Consider the following 15106-nt stretch of genomic DNA (forward strand, 5'->3'; position numbering starts at 1 on the left):
TTCAACCACATCCATTCATTAAAATAGTTTTAAAATGCTTCTGCTGCCCCCTCTCTCCTGCGACTACCAGGGTAGAATCTACCATAATGACAACGTCCGGTCCCGGATTTATAATCTTTTTTTGCTTCTCTACAATGGCAATAATCGTAGCTCCTGTGTTCTGACGAACTTTTAAATCACCAATCGTTTGACCAACGCATTTATATCCGGACTCCACCCGATACCATTCAATAACCAGATCATCCAGCGCAACTTCAATAGTCTCCAAAGCCTTCGGTTTGTAGTTCATTCCGCCAATAATACCTGCAATCAGACGCGCCTCATCATCATCCAAAGTAACTAAAGAAATGCTTTCCTCTAGGTTTTCATGATCAAAATGGTAGCATTCCCTTCGGCCGTCATCATGGATAACGATCACCAGCTTGTCGCCTCCGCGTGTGGTCATTTGAAACTTTTTCCCAATTCCCGGAAGCTCAATTTCTCTAATATTCATATATAAATCCTCCTAAAGGTTCCTCCTGAACTTTTTAAATACAGCTATAAAATTGCTTATATTAATCATGAGAAGTGATAGGTCCAGCCAAAATGGCTAACTATTAGTGCGCAGCACCAAATAGACCCTCATATCCTGTTTTTCAAAAAACAAGATACTGGCAGCATAAATAACCCTCATGTCTATTATTTTCAGTTTAAGTCGAAGCATAGGCAGCACTAAATAAACCATAGTCTGCGTGAAAATTTTTCAGCAGTAAACAGCACAAACAGGATGTTCAAATGTGGGTGGTAGAAACATACAAGGGGCTAACAAAAACTACACGTTAAGGGAGGTGAATTTGATGGGGAGCAACAGCATACGGGTTAATCGACGGGCAATCTGGGGGCGAAACGAAGCACGGGCTGCCGGTAAGCCGCACAAAGAGAAATGAATGACAGCACATAACATAAATAATAAGGCAGGAACGTAGGAGGCGAACCTTTTGCTCTCGGAGACGGTATTTTTTCGAACAACCAGGTTCGTATTGTATTCAATTCCTTGTGAAGAGGAGGAACTGTGAACCGTCTCGACAGCATGGATTTCAAGGCTAGGGGTTGGTGTGGTGAAAAGCATAAATACGGCAATCATAATAATAGAAAACCAACGATTAGACGACCTATGAAGAGATATCATTCAATTACACCTCCTTTCTTCGTGTTTTCAATGAAATTATACCATAAATCGTCGTTTTCGGCAAATTTCAAGACTTATTCCAATCAAAAAAATCGGTGGAAATATGAAAAACACCCCGCCGCCAGTACTGTCAGCATAGCGCTTCCAAGTACTAAAACGATGAGGTGCTCTCTTCCAAATTAATAAGAAATAAGTGCGGAATAATAAAAATTAAATACTATTTGTTATGCCGATCTTTTTCTTTATCCGTGATGATGCTCGCCATATTGTAGTTGGATTCAAAAGCAACGCTAGTGCACAGCTTGTCCTGCCGTTTGGCGAATTCGAACTGGATCTCGCCATGGCTCCAGTTCTTAAGCTTTAATGATTCCATAGCCGTCATTCGAAAGGTTTGCAGTTCAGGATCCGAAAGCCCCCTTTCCATTTTGTGCAATTGGCTTCCCTTGCTTTCCAGGGGAAAAGCTCTGACCCCAAATTTGCCCACAACATTGTTGCGGATTTGTACAAACACCGTTCCTGAAGTCAGTTGTGTCAGCTCTTCTTTAATTTCCCGGAATACAATTTCAAGCTGTCTGGCCAAAGGCACATTTTCTAAGATCATTAACATCCTCCTACCTAATTTTGAATTATTTTTCCTACAGCCTCTAGGGCTGTAGCCCCATTATATGTAATAATTTTCCTTTATTCAACAAAAATTTTCAATATTCAGAAAACTTCCTATAATGCAACAAATTAATACATAAAATTACAAAAACACCAAAGAAAATCATCAATTCCAAAAAAACATATGAATATAATTTTATACCATCTCAAATTGACCACAAACCGATTTTAGAAAGATACACAGGTCATATGATTAATAATAATTTTTGTGAAATATGCGTGCCTGTAAAACCGTTATAGCTTTACTAATACATTTTTACTTTTTCGAGGTTTTATGTCTATCACCAGAAAACTAAACATACAGAAAGAAATGCCCAAGACCGCCAGAATAGGTCATCTTCTGGCGGTCACGAGCAACCTGTCTTCATCATACGCAACAGAGGAGCCAAAATTCCAAGCTAAACGAGTGTATGCACCTATGTATCTCCATCAATATTTCGCAAGGATTCGGAAAACCTCTCCACACTACTCCCCATCATACCGCTCGGCATTGAATTCGATAATATTACGGTCCGGATCAAGCACGTAGATTTGTGGAAAGCCCGCCTTGGCAAACGGTCTGGCCTCATAGGGAACCCCCTTCTGATCCAACCAAGCAATCGCCGCCTTGTAGCTGCCGACCCTCATCGCGAAATGTCCGTCACGAGTGTTAATCTCACCTTCCCTCAGCGTCTCCCCCTCATGAACGATTAAATGCAATTGCTGACCTCCCTCCCCAACCGCATACCACGCTCCGGCAAAATCAAACGGAGGACGCTCGATTTCTTTTAATCCAAGCACTTCTGCATAAAAGGTTTTGGCCTTTTCCAAATCTCGCACAGTCAAGCTTACATGATGAATCCCTGAATAATTAATCATAATGTTCATCTACTCCATTCGTATTAGTGTATTGCATCAAAAGTCCTATTAACGCTAAAAAGGTCGAACCATGCTGAAGTATCGGGATCTGAACTATAGACCATGGTACTATTGGGTGATATAATGCTCTCATAAGTAAGATTTTTACATACATCCCAAAGGAGATATGCTAATGAATTTTCAAGCCCTTTCATTTAAAAAGAAGCTTCAACTCGGATGTTACGCGATAGTTGCTCTTTATTCTATCGCATTAATTATTCTGATTACAAAGTCTCCTGATCTCATGGTCTTAGGCATTATCTTCCTGGTGGTTATGATTGGGCTTAGCTTTCCTTTTATCAGCTGGTTTGAGAGAGCGCTTACAGAACCGATAAGCAACATTTCCCGCATTGCCTTAAACATTTCCAAAGGCGACTTTTCACAAAAGGTTACCGTTCAATCTGACGATGCACTAGGCGAGCTGGGAACTTCCTTTAACAAAATGATGGACAAGCTTCGCGAGATTTTGCAGGATACGGGCAGTATGTCGAAGCATGTTTTCGACTCTAGCCGAGATATTTTTTTCAAAAATGAAAATTTGAAGGTTGTTTTGGAGCAGGTAGCCGTTTCCTCTAATGAGCTCGCATCAGGCGCTAACCAAATTTCCGAGGAAATTTCGGATATATCCATCGCAACCAAAGATATTGAACAAAAAGTAACAGGCCTAACAACTTCAACTCAGGAAATGAATTCACGATCCGGACAAATGCTTTCTTTGGTCGAAAAAGGGATTCAATCCGTCGAAAATCAAGGAACGGGTATGAAACGCAACGTAGAGGCCACCTCTAATGTATCACGTACGATTGATCAGCTCGCTTCAAAAGCCAATAATATTTCCCAAATTACAAGATCCATTTCTGAAATTGCGGAGCAGACCAACCTGCTTTCCCTGAATGCCTCCATTGAAGCGGCACGTGCAGGCGAGCACGGAAAAGGCTTTGCCGTAGTAGCCCAAGAAGTTCGTAAGCTTGCCGAGGAATCCACAACCTCTACAAGAGAGGTATTCGAGCTGGTTCGCAGCATCGAAGAAGGAATCCGTCAAGCGCTGACCCATATCGCAGAGAACGAGCAAATCGTAAATAGACAAACGGTATTGATCTCTGAAACGGAAACGGTTTTTGCCGAAATCGTCAGCAGCGTCAAGTTTATTTCAGAGCAGATAGCATCCTTCGCAAGCGAAAGTCAACAAATGCTGGACAGTGCTCAACGTATTTCCGGTACTATGGAAAGTATCTCAGCCATCACAGAGCAATCGGCTGCAGGTACTCAAGAAGTTTCGGCTTCAATGAATGAGCAAATCCATGCAGTTCAAGATATTGTTGATCAATCGGAGCAAATGACCAAGCTGGTTACCAAGCTACAGCAGACTATGCAGCTTTTCAAACTGTAGGTGGTGGAAATTTGTCCGGCTTAGTGATGGAAGAAGCTTACGCTGCCGCGGGAAAGGGATGTACCTCCGGTCCCTATTGAAGCCGTGTTCCTTTGATTAGACTAGGTGGCTGGAACACGGCATCAAAATGGGACTCGTAAACTCTACGGTACATTCCCTTTCCGCTCTGCGGTCGCTTCTTCTTTCTAGGCTAAGCCAGACAAATTTCTTCTTCTTATTAGTAGAAAGAAGGCCGGGGGCTTCGAGCCCCGGCTTCTTTTTATTAGGGCAAGAGCCAACCATTCAAACCCTCAAACCCTCAAACCCTCAAACCTTAAAACCTTTAAACCCTGAAACCACAAAAACCTTAAACCACAAACATAGAACTACTCCGTCAAACGAAGGAATTCAACAACATCCTCGACAGATAAATCCATCGCACGCTGCCAGAAATCAGGCTGCCGAAGATCAACACCCAAATGCTTTTGAGCCAACTCCTCTACGGTCATACGGCCGGTGTCACGAAGCAGCGCGACGTATTTTGCTTCAAATTCAGCTCCTTGACGCAGTGCCTCTGCGTAAATCCCTGCGCTAAACATATAGCCAAATGTATACGGAAAGTTGTAAAATGGAACTTCAGTTATATAGAAGTGAAGCTTGGAAGCCCAGAAATGCGGATGATACTCGGCTAAAGCGTCGCGGTAGCCTTGCTTTTGAGCCTGCACCATCAGTTCATTTAATCGTTCCACACTTACGAGCCCTTTGCTGCGTTCTTCATAAAACTGTGTTTCAAAAATAAATCTCGCATGAATGTTCATGTAGAAAGCTACAGATCTTTGAATCTTATCTTCCAGCAGTGTCAACCGCTCTTCTGCACTGGAAGCTCCTTTCATGGCTGCATCAGAAACAACCAATTCAGCAAACGTAGAAGCCGTTTCTGCAACGTTCATGGCATAATCCTGCGCCAGAGCAGGCAGATCATTCATTACATGCTGGTGGTAGCCGTGACCCAGCTCATGAGCCAAGGTAGCCACGTTGGAGGCTGTGCCCGCGTAGGTCATAAAGATACGCGTTTGCTCTGCAATCGGAAACGATGTGCAGAACCCGCCCGGCCTTTTACCTGGCCGGTCCTCGGCCTCGATCCAGCGCGACTCGAACGCTGCAACAGCGAAATCCGCCAGCTTGGGGCTGAAGCGGCGAAACTGCTCGACGATAAGCTGCGCGCCTTCGTCGTAGCTGAAATGCTTGCTCCCTTCTCCTACGGGAGCATCTACATCGTACCAGCTCAACTGCTCGATTCCGAGCAGCTTGGCTTTACGCTGAAGATACTGCACGAAGATGTCCTTGCCTCGGTCAATCACGCCCCACATGGCGTCTAATGTCTCCTTGGACATCCGATTAATCGCGAGCGGTTCCTTATGTATACCTTCCCAGCCGCGGCGCTCATACAGCTTCAAGCGGAAGCCTGCCAAATGGTTGAGCGCATCGGCGCAGTAATCCGCGTGATCCGCCCATTTGTCCTCCCACAGCTTGAACAGCTGCTGTCGGACGGCGCGATCAGGGCTGTGCATCTTATTCGCCGCCTGCCCGGCGGAGAGCTCCTGCGTCTTGCCATTGTCCTCATACAGTATACGGAACTTGCTGACTGTAGTGTTGTAGGCTTCGCCCCATCCATGATAACCATCGATGGCAAGCTCATTGGCTAACGCTTCCTGCTCTGGAGGCAGCTTCTCTGCGGCCAAAGCCCGCCGTTCGTCGAGCGGGAATGCAATTTCTTGCAGCTGTGGCGATTGCAGCAGCTCTTCCCATACAGCATCGCTGATTTCAGTCAGCTGTTGATCGAACTTCGTCAAAGCCGAGGTGTAGGCTGCCGATAATGTTTTGACTCGGCCCGCCAAAATTACGGCTTGCTTGTCAGCCTGATTTTCAGCCGCCAAGCAAGCGACGAATGAGTCGGCTTCTCTGATCTTTTTGGCGATAGACTGAAGCAGCGCCAAAACCGGCTGCAAATCTGCTGCCTTGAGGATTTGTGAAGCTTTAAGCCCGCCCAGCAGCTCGTTAAAGCCGGTTACATCCGTTCCAAGCTGTTCGAGGAATGCCCGGAACGCATCCAAAGTGCTTCCACCCGGAAAAAATACAGATAAATCCCATGTTTGCTGCAATTGCTTCTGCATGTAAGCATCACACCTTTCGAAAAAAATATATACAATCTAATTAAACCATAGATTAAGTCACAGCCAAAATCCAGACCCTCCAAATTTTGGTTGTATTGTTACAGTTCATATGATTAAATGGTGACTATAGATCTATTGACAGGAGTTGACAGCAGCATGAAACCTTTACAGATCTCGCCTGAAACGGCACAAAAGCTAGCCAAACAGTTAAATGTTCCTTTAGAGCATTTGATGCACATGCCTCAACATATTTTGCTTCAAAAGTTGGCCGAGCTTGCAAAAAATTCAACGGCTCCCAGCGAGCAAACAAACCAGGATTCTACCACGGATTCACCCAAGCAGGAGTCTTAATTTATGATTCCATTTGATTGCACCTGGCCTTATGAATTGATTCAGCAGGATGTATATGTGCATGAATGTCCTTTCTGCAATCAGCCTAATGTACTTCTGCCGCTCAAGCGCACAGATTTACCCGAAATTAGCCGGGGTACAAAACGGCTGCTCGTATTTCCATGCTGCCACAATAAGATTACGCTTGTGGACGCCGATCAGGATTATTTGCTTGCCAATCAACCATTAAGAAACCGACGCTGAGAATTCCACAGCGATTGCCGGCTTTATCAGGAGTGGAAACAGTCATGTACCCGATACCGTTTGCCAATGCCTGCGTCCTAATTGCACTGAGTTATATCGCATTAAAATTAAAAAACAGGCTGTTTATGGAGCGATACCAATCAGTAACCGCTCCCCTCTTAACTGGCTTGGCCTGCATCATCATGATGCTCCAGCCCTTACCTGACTACGAACTGGCAACTGACTTATCTTTTGCTCCCATAATAATGGCAGGCTTACGCTTCGGATGGTTGATTTCACTTCTGTCAGCAATGATCCCCTCCCTATACATCTATGTGATACAAGAGCCCTATGGGTGGATGCGTATTGCGCAGGATTTCATCATCCCTGCCGTTATTAGCTCCATGTTCCACCGTAAGGAGAATGAATCAGGTCATGCTGTCATTCCCTATTGGGATGGAATCAAGATATGCATCATTCTGGCCATTGTACGATTAGCAATGAACGGATTTATGCAGCAAAATGTATCCTTTTCCTTTTTCAGCACTCAACTCGTTATTCTGATTCTTTCTGCTTTAGCCATACATACATTGATTGTCATGTACAACGATGAGAATCGCAGTTGGATGCTTCAACGCCGCTTGGAGCTTCAAGCTAATCAGGATGGTCTTACGGGTCTGCCAAATCTTAGAAGCTTTATGAATATCGCAAGCAACACGATGCGATTCAGGCCTGTCACCATCATGATGGTCGACATTGACAATTTCAAGAAATATAATGATACATTCGGACATCTTCAAGGGGATCGACTGCTGCAGGAAATTGGGCAGATCCTGCGGACTACGATCTACGAGCACGACTATGTAGCCCGTTATGGCGGAGAAGAGTTTATTATTATGAGTCAAATAACCGACTATTCCGAGTTAGCACACTATGCCGGGAAGTTATGCCACACCGTGAAAGCGTATCAATCAATTGGCTTGGAAGAACCGACAACAACGATATCCGTCGGTATCTCCATCTCGGGGAGCAAGCACGACGAGCTTTTGCACATCATATCTGAGGCCGATGAAGCCCTGTACTCCTCCAAAGGCAGTGGCAAAAACCGCTACACCTTTTATAGCGACATAATAGCAACAGCAAAAAACACTTGATGCAGGTTTCCATAAGCGGATGCTGCATGAAGTGTTTTTCTATAAATATGTATCCAAGTTAATTGTTATGTATGAATCAAGCTTGTCCAAGACTACTTCTTCTCACTTAGCATTTCTTCAGGCAGCTCTAATTGTCTAGCCAGCATATCTTCCCTTGTTACTACCCACTGCTCTCTTGAAGCGCGAATCATAGCTGCGTCCATGATCCTTTTATCATTAATAACTCTGCCGAACCACTTCACCGCATCCTTATAGTTTCTTACCCTACGGTTCAGTTCCCCAAGTAAATACATGAGACGTGCATTGTTGAGTTCCCCCGCCTCCGTTTCAAAAACATTCGTATAAGCGTCCAAGGCAAATTGCAGAAATCGAAGCTCCTGCTCCTCTTGCTCGCCGTAACGGTACAACCACGCGATATGATGCAGCAATCCGGCGATTACGCGCCCCTTCTCGTTTCGAATCTGGGCACAAACCAGCGCAAGCTTGTAAGTCTGCATGGCCTCCTCCCAGGTACGCTCATTACCGAATTCCTTCTGCAGCCAATTATCAGCAACCTTCTCACGAAACTCCTGCATTTGAGGGGCAGTTAGCTTGTTGGTAGAATTCTCTGAATCCGCGTATCCACACAAAGGACATACACGAACCACATAGTAATCAGGATTTATTTCCTTGTAATGAATGCAGAAATCGGTATCCGTATGCTTGGCCTTTTTAAAGCTGGGCCTTACTCTTGAAGTGCGGTATGTAGCTTTGCAATACACGCACTCCACCTTTACATGAAATAACGGTTCAACCATTAGCTCACTTCCTTATGATAAAAGTAGTCCATCCCCATCATCAATAAACTAATTATCCGTATTAACAAAATGATACGCTGGACCTTGCAGCCGCTGCAGCAGCAGTTCTCTCAATTGGGGATCTATTCCGATGTCTGTAAGCGCCTGCTCCATGCACCCAAGCCAAGCGTCGGCACGCTGCGGAGTAATCTCAAACGGCATATGACGGGCTCTCATCATGGGATGTCCGTATTGCTGGGAGAATAATGGGGGTCCTCCAAAAAACTGTGTCAAAAACAAATATTGCTTCTCCATGACTGGTTCTATATTTTCGGGAAATAAAGGCCCGAGCAGTTGATGAGCCTGTACAAGCGGATAAAATGCTTCCACTATGCGGCGGACTGTTGTCTCTCCACCGATCATTTCGAACAATGTTCTCTCTTGCTGTGAATTCTGTTGATCGGACATATCGTTTCTTCACCTGACTTGTGAATATATTTTTTTCAAAACAAAAATAGATGCTAATGCCTCGGCGATTAGCATCTACTACTAAGTGAAACAAACTAAACGCCTGCTTCAGTTTACAAATCCTCCTCGCCGGAGGTCATCAATGTTTCCCTGATCACATAAACGAACGCACATACGAGAATCCCAGCAATTACACCCATCACAAGGATCAACTCCTACTCTCATATTGGTACTATTGTACCATAAACATTTTGATAATTCAGCAAATTTACAGGTATGCGCTATTTTTTTATACCTGTTTGTCCTACTTTGAGCATGCATGTCTATATAGCCTTGTACATATAGTTACTGATGAGGCCTAAAGCCTCAAAGCTTCAAAAGCATTCCAGCCCAGCCCATGCATTGTTAATTTCTTACACAAAGACAGCTCATGCTTACGATGCCATTTCGCCAGAGCGAAACTCTCAGGAGGACACCCACTATGCTGTTAAAAAGGTTTCCAATCGTATATGCCATCGCCTTACTTGGTCTAAGCTTACTATGCTTGATGTTATTCTTCCCAACGGAGTCATTTCATGCATCGCTAAAGGGGCTTTCCATATGGTGGGATGTCCTGTTTCCTGCACTCTTTCCCTTTTTCGTTATTTCCGAAATGATGTTGGGTGTCGGTCTTGTCCATTTCTTTGGCACGCTGCTTGATCCGCTAATGCGTCCTGTGTTTCGGATTCCTGGAATCGGCGGCTTCGTTATGGCTATGGGTTTCGCTGCTGGCTATCCTGTAGCTGCGAAACTTACGTCACAGCTATGGGAGCAGCGGCTCATCAATCGCGAGGAGGGAGAACGACTCGTCGCATTCACTACTTCCTCCGATCCTATCTTTCTGATTGGAGCGGTATCTCTAGGCTTTTTCCATGATGCCAGCTTGGCTGGAATTTTAGCCGCGGCTCATTATGGGACGGCGATACTGCTAGGTTTACTGATGCGTTTCCATGGTGGATCGCAAGCCGCCATGACCCACGACCCGATGCCGATCACGAAAAAGTCCAACACAGCTTCCCGCAGCATACTGATTCGGGCATTTGATGCGATGCATACAGCCCGTATGATGGATGGCCGATCTTTGGGCGAGATGCTCCAGCAGGCGGTACGAACAGGTCTACAGCTTAATTTTGTCGTGGGAGGGCTTGTAGTATTCTTCTCCGTTGTGATGGAGGTTATGACTTCCGCGCATATTATGAGCATTTTTTACATAGGCATTAATTCGGTGCTTCAGCTGTTTAATGTCCCTTTGGAGCTATCGAAAGCCGTTGCTAACGGCATCTTTGAAGTGACACTTGGAGCCAAGGCTGCGGGTGGGGCTGGAAGTCATATTGATCTAGTATTCAAAACAGCCATCGCCGCTTTTGTACTTTCCTGGGCCGGTTTATCGGTACACGCACAAATCGTCAGCCTGCTGCATCATACCAACCTGCGCTACCTCCCCTTCCTTGCGGCGCGTTTCCTTCACGGATTGATGGCGGCCACTGCGATATTCATCTTGTGGGAGCCTATGCAGCCTTATCGGGCTACTGTGGCAGCTTTTATCCCTCAGATAGACGTTACATCACCATTAACAACTTTGTGGCGCTATACAATACCATGGGGGATCGCCTCATTTGCCGGAGTATCCATTATGCTTGCCTTCATTTATCTTTTGTATCTCATTGTGAAGCAATGTATGAAGCCGTTGGGTAAATAGGATAATAACCAAGAATAAACGGCTGCGCCGCCCCAGGGGGACGAGCGCGTGTATCAAGTTGAGCGAAGCAAAGTTTAAGAATTTAACCTTGTTGTTCAACGAACAAAAAGATTATTCCAAAAGGTTGGTGGAACGAAACCATGACTACCATGTTTTCTTATCGAAATATGAAGCTGCCGCAGACGATTGAACGATTGCCGGAACTGGCATACAACATGTGGTTCAGTTGGAACGACGACGCCTTGGAATTATTCGGCCTAATCAATCAGGAGCTGTGGGATCAGTTCTTGCACAATCCTGTCCGGATGCTGGCTGAAACACATCCAGATGTATGGGAGCCTCTAAGCAAGGATTCTGCTTTCGTAAAGCAATATGAAAAGGTTATCCGGCAGTGGGATGAATACTCCAGCGGGACTACATGGTTTCAAAGAACTTATCCTGAATTTCTGCACCATCAGATTGCTTATTTTTCAGCCGAGTTTGGCTTTCATGAGTCACTTCCCATTTATTCAGGCGGACTCGGTGTGCTTGCCGGTGATCATTGTAAGTCTGCCAGTGATTTGGGTCTCCCTCTGATTGGTATCGGACTTTTGTACAAAAAGGGATATTTTAATCAAAAGATCAACAAGGAAGGCCAGCAGCAAGCTGAAGCCGTCAGCTATGATTTCTCCAGGCTTCCGATCCTCCCCGCCTTAGATGATCAGGGCCAAGAATTAAAAGTCCAAATTCAACTGGCAGACCGCACGGTTCAACTGAAAATATGGCAGGTGCTGGTGGGACGCGTCAGTCTCTACCTAATGGATGCCGATCTTGAAGAGAACAGCCAATGGGATCGCGATTTAACAGCTCAACTGTACGGCGGCAATCAGGATATTCGCATCGCACAGGAGATTCTTCTGGGTATGGGTGGAGTAAAAACTCTACGAGCTCTCGGTGTGACAACGGCCGTTTACCATATCAACGAAGGCCATGCGGCCTTTCAAGCTTTTGAGCGGATAAAGGAACAGCTGGATGCAGGCTTGCCATTCCATGTTGCCGTAGAAGTAATCCGTGCGAGCTCCGTATTTACAACCCATACCCCCGTTCCGGCCGGCCATGATGCATTTCCCATACCCATGATGGAATATTACTGCAGTTCGTTATTTGCCAAATGGGGTGAGTATAAGCAGGGATGGACCCAGCTAGGACTTGATGCGAGCAAGCAGCTTTTTAATATGACCCATCTGGCGCTTAACACTTCGGCCCTGCGCAATGGCGTCAGCAAGCTTCACGGCCAAGTATCAAGAGATATGTTCCGTTCCTTTCATGGAAACATTGATGCCAGTGAGGTTCCCATCGCACATATTACGAATGGGGTGCATATGAATACATGGCTTGCCCCCGAGCTTAAGAAGCTGTACAGCCGCTTCCTGCCTGGAACGTGGGCAACGAACCAAACGAATGAAGATATTTGGAAGCAGCTCGAGATTATTCCTGCGGAGTCTCTATGGGATGCTCATATCCAGCTGAAGGAGAAGCTAATCCGCTATGTTCGTTCTAACCTTCGGGAACATCGCCGCAGAAATGACATGCCCGCGGACAAAGTTGAAGAAGTGCGAAGTTACTTATCCGCAAAAGCATTAACGATAGGCTTTGCCCGCCGTTTCGCCACTTATAAAAGAGCAAATCTGGTGTTTAATGATTTGGAGCGCTTGGATCGGCTTGTCAACAACGATGACCGTCCTGTACAATTCCTGTTCGCTGGAAAGGCTCACCCAGCAGATATACCCGGTCAGCAGATGATTCGCGAGATTTACCGGGTTTCCCGGATGGATCGCTTCCGTGGAAAAATCATTTTGCTGGAAAATTATGATATGAACATGGCACGGTATCTCGTACAAGGTGTGGACGTCTGGCTGAATAACCCCCGTCGTCCTTATGAAGCAAGCGGCACAAGCGGCCAGAAGGCTGCGATGAATGGGGTCATTAATTTTAGCGTGCTTGATGGATGGTGGGAGGAAGGCTACGACGGAACGAACGGTTGGAGCATCGAAGGAAGCAATGGAGCCGATAATGAGAAGCTGGCGCGGGAAAACACCGAATCTATATACCGGCTGCTTGAACAAGAGATTGTCCCACTCTACTATAATCAGGGCAAGCTGCCCGTTCAGTGGGTATCGCGCATGAAGCGTTCCATCACCACGCTTGCCCCTGTTTATAACACGGATCGAATGGTTATGGACTACACAAATGAAACCTATATTCCAACTTTGAAGCGAACGATGGCTCTAGTCACTGACCAGTATGATCTGGCTACCAAGGTTGCCGACTATAAAAACTTTATTAAAGCGAATTGGCATTTTGTAAAATTTCTGGAAATTAACGATGGCTCGGGCAGCAGGTCCGTCTCTTCTGCCGATGCAATCCCCGACATAAGCAAGTCGACAAAGGAAGTCACTTCTACCATTAAATTCGGACCGATCTGGTATAAAGATACGGTCGTCGAGCTTCTCTATTACGAGGAGCAGCCTAATCATCAGTGGCAGCAGGTTATCGTTACAATGAATGCCGTTAAGGAGCTTGACAACCGCGTTGTACAATACAGTGCTGTTGTCCCTTCCCACCTACGTCATGGCTCGCATTTCTCGCTCCGAGTAAGACCGGTCAGCCCCAATTTCGCTACAGCCTTCGAGCTGCCGCTCGTTACTACGCTGTAAACCGTCAACAACGCTCCCTGCACAGCCGTCAAAGCTGATAGGGGGCTTTTTTTACTGTTATAGTGCTCTGCTATTGTTGTATTATTGGGAAATATTGATTATGATGGAGTTATTGCACGAATGATATCGAAAATGTAAAAGCAATGCTTAGGAGGATCCACCTTGAAATATAACGTTGTACATCGCGGTGACGATATTTCTAAACAATTGATGCAAACCTTCCACCGCCTCGTTCAGCAGCATGGCTTGATTCATGATGAGGAAGCTCCGGATATCGTGCTTTCCATCGGCGGTGACGGAACACTGCTGCATGCTTTTCATCAATATAAGGAACAGCTGGAGACGATCGCCTTTGTTGGTATCCATACGGGACGACTCGGTTTTTTTGCCGATTGGAAGCCTGATGAAGTCGAATTGCTTGCTGATATGATGGGAGAAAGCGCGGTCGTTAACGATTTGCGGGTAGTCAAATATCCATTGGTAGAGATACAAATTACGACAGCACAAGGAATCGAAACACAGCTGGCTCTAAACGAATTTACGTTAAAAGGAGTCGACGCGACTCTGATGGCACAGCTTCATATTAATGACGAGCTTCTGGAAACGTTCCGCGGCGACGGCATCTGTATCTCCACCCCTATGGGCAGCACGGCCTATAACAAAAGCTTGGGTGGCGCTATCGTTCATCCTTCACTGGACGCCATTCAGATTGCGGAGATCGCTTCGATCAACAACCGTGTATTCCGTACTTTAGGATCGCCGATAATATTGCCCAAGCATCATCATTGCGATATTTACCCGAGAGCCAATCAAAATATTTTGCTATCCCTTGATCATGTTTACGTGCAACGCAACGATATTCTATCGATTCGGAGCATGGTCGCTGCCGGCAAGAAGGTGAAGTTCGCCCGCTTTCGCCAGTTCCCTTTCTGGAATCGGGTACGTGAAGCATTCATTGGCTACGAACCAATCAACGAGAACAGACCCTGACCATTGTCAGGGTTTTCTTTTTAAGAATATAGAAAGTTTAAGTCCTTTATAGCATATTCGGATAGCGGGGAAGTAGCTATGTGCCTCTAAAGATCCTGAAAGGAACTGAAAATTCCGTTATTTAATCTGCCGCCTTCAATGAAAGGCCATAGCGGAACGATTACGTCCGCTAATGCTTCGACTGATTCATTATAGGGAGGGATTAGTCGCCTGTAAAGAAAAGCGCTTGATATGTTCACTTAAACAATCGGTTTTAGGAGTTGCAGGTTTCGTTAATTATCGGCGCGCCGACGTTCAATTTCAGATGTGATATAGCGGCCGGAATCCCACGTCCATCCTTCCAAAACGCACAAAAGTAAAGGGTACACCAAGGATGCCGCAAGGCGTTTTTCTTATAATATTCGAAAGTATAAGTTCGAACCAGAGGTTCACCTTTCTAA

General features: G+C 45.6%; 14 protein-coding genes. 7 read left to right on the forward strand and 7 right to left on the reverse strand.

The genetic code is table 11. The features are described from left to right. Window position 1: 1 nt before the first annotated feature. The 4 genes from NV381_RS16745 to NV381_RS16760 all read right to left on the reverse strand — a co-directional run bounded on the left by NV381_RS16745 (window position 2) and on the right by NV381_RS16760 (window position 2689). A complete protein-coding gene (locus NV381_RS16745) occupies window positions 2-493 on the reverse strand; it encodes a cation:proton antiporter regulatory subunit (protein ID WP_258214432.1) in 492 nt (163 codons plus the stop codon). A 318-nt stretch (window positions 494-811) separates the two neighbouring features. After that, complete coding sequence (locus tag NV381_RS16750) at window positions 812-1168, reverse strand: hypothetical protein (protein ID WP_258214433.1); 357 nt, start codon at window positions 1166-1168, stop codon at window positions 812-814. 217 nt (window positions 1169-1385) lie between these two features. Continuing rightward, window positions 1386-1769 carry an O-methyltransferase gene (locus NV381_RS16755; protein WP_258214434.1) on the reverse strand — a complete coding sequence of 128 codons (384 nt, stop codon included), beginning with the start codon at window positions 1767-1769 and terminating at the stop codon, window positions 1386-1388. Between the two features lie 527 nt (window positions 1770-2296). Then, window positions 2297-2689, reverse strand: a complete 393-nt coding sequence (locus NV381_RS16760) for a VOC family protein (RefSeq protein WP_258214435.1) — start codon at window positions 2687-2689, stop codon at window positions 2297-2299. Between the two features lie 172 nt (window positions 2690-2861). Between NV381_RS16760 and NV381_RS16765 the strand changes: the two genes are divergently transcribed. Then, complete coding sequence (locus tag NV381_RS16765) at window positions 2862-4118, forward strand: methyl-accepting chemotaxis protein (RefSeq protein ID WP_258214436.1); 1257 nt, start codon at window positions 2862-2864, stop codon at window positions 4116-4118. Between the two features lie 365 nt (window positions 4119-4483). Here the strand turns inward: NV381_RS16765 and NV381_RS16770 are convergent, their stop codons facing one another. Continuing rightward, window positions 4484-6271, reverse strand: coding sequence for a M3 family oligoendopeptidase (locus tag NV381_RS16770; RefSeq protein ID WP_258214437.1), 1788 nt, complete (start codon window positions 6269-6271; stop codon window positions 4484-4486). Between the two features lie 156 nt (window positions 6272-6427). On the opposite strand from NV381_RS16770, the gene NV381_RS16775 reads away from it, so the two are divergent. The 3 genes from NV381_RS16775 to NV381_RS16785 are packed head-to-tail and all read left to right on the forward strand — an operon-like array spanning window position 6428 to window position 7998. Beyond that, window positions 6428-6622 carry a YycC family protein gene (locus NV381_RS16775; RefSeq protein WP_258214438.1) on the forward strand — a complete coding sequence of 65 codons (195 nt, stop codon included), beginning with the start codon at window positions 6428-6430 and terminating at the stop codon, window positions 6620-6622. Window positions 6623-6625: 3 nt separating this feature from the next. After that, the gene (locus NV381_RS16780; RefSeq protein ID WP_258214439.1) at window positions 6626-6865 is read left to right on the forward strand and encodes a hypothetical protein; all 240 of its coding nucleotides are present in this window, start codon (window positions 6626-6628) and stop codon (window positions 6863-6865) included. Between the two features lie 44 nt (window positions 6866-6909). Continuing rightward, entirely contained in the window at window positions 6910-7998 is a 1089-nt protein-coding gene (locus NV381_RS16785; protein ID WP_258214440.1) for a GGDEF domain-containing protein, read from the forward strand. 92 nt (window positions 7999-8090) lie between these two features. On the opposite strand, the gene NV381_RS16790 is transcribed toward NV381_RS16785, so the two are convergent. Together NV381_RS16790 and NV381_RS16795 are read right to left on the reverse strand one after the other, a co-directional pair. Continuing rightward, window positions 8091-8795 (reverse strand): DUF2225 domain-containing protein, encoded by a 705-nt coding sequence (locus NV381_RS16790; RefSeq protein WP_258214441.1) that lies wholly within the window; start codon window positions 8793-8795, stop codon window positions 8091-8093. Window positions 8796-8843: 48 nt separating this feature from the next. Then, a complete protein-coding gene (locus NV381_RS16795) occupies window positions 8844-9242 on the reverse strand; it encodes a globin (protein ID WP_258214442.1) in 399 nt (132 codons plus the stop codon). A gap of 481 nt (window positions 9243-9723) precedes the next feature. Between NV381_RS16795 and ylbJ the strand changes: the two genes are divergently transcribed. The 3 genes from ylbJ (at window position 9724) to NV381_RS16810 (ending at window position 14666) form a co-directional block, all read left to right on the forward strand. Beyond that, on the forward strand, window positions 9724-10980 hold the full coding sequence (ylbJ, locus tag NV381_RS16800; RefSeq protein WP_258214443.1) for a sporulation integral membrane protein YlbJ: 1257 nt from the start codon (window positions 9724-9726) through the stop codon (window positions 10978-10980). 140 nt (window positions 10981-11120) lie between these two features. Continuing rightward, window positions 11121-13676 (forward strand): alpha-glucan family phosphorylase, encoded by a 2556-nt coding sequence (glgP, locus tag NV381_RS16805; RefSeq protein ID WP_258214444.1) that lies wholly within the window; start codon window positions 11121-11123, stop codon window positions 13674-13676. A 162-nt stretch (window positions 13677-13838) separates the two neighbouring features. Continuing rightward, window positions 13839-14666: an NAD kinase gene (locus tag NV381_RS16810; RefSeq protein WP_258214445.1), complete on the forward strand. Its 828-nt coding sequence runs from the start codon at window positions 13839-13841 to the stop codon at window positions 14664-14666. Window positions 14667-15106: the final 440 nt, after the last annotated feature.

Source organism: Paenibacillus radicis (ex Xue et al. 2023) (assembly GCF_024722015.1).
Lineage (GTDB): Bacteria > Bacillota > Bacilli > Paenibacillales > NBRC-103111 > Paenibacillus_S.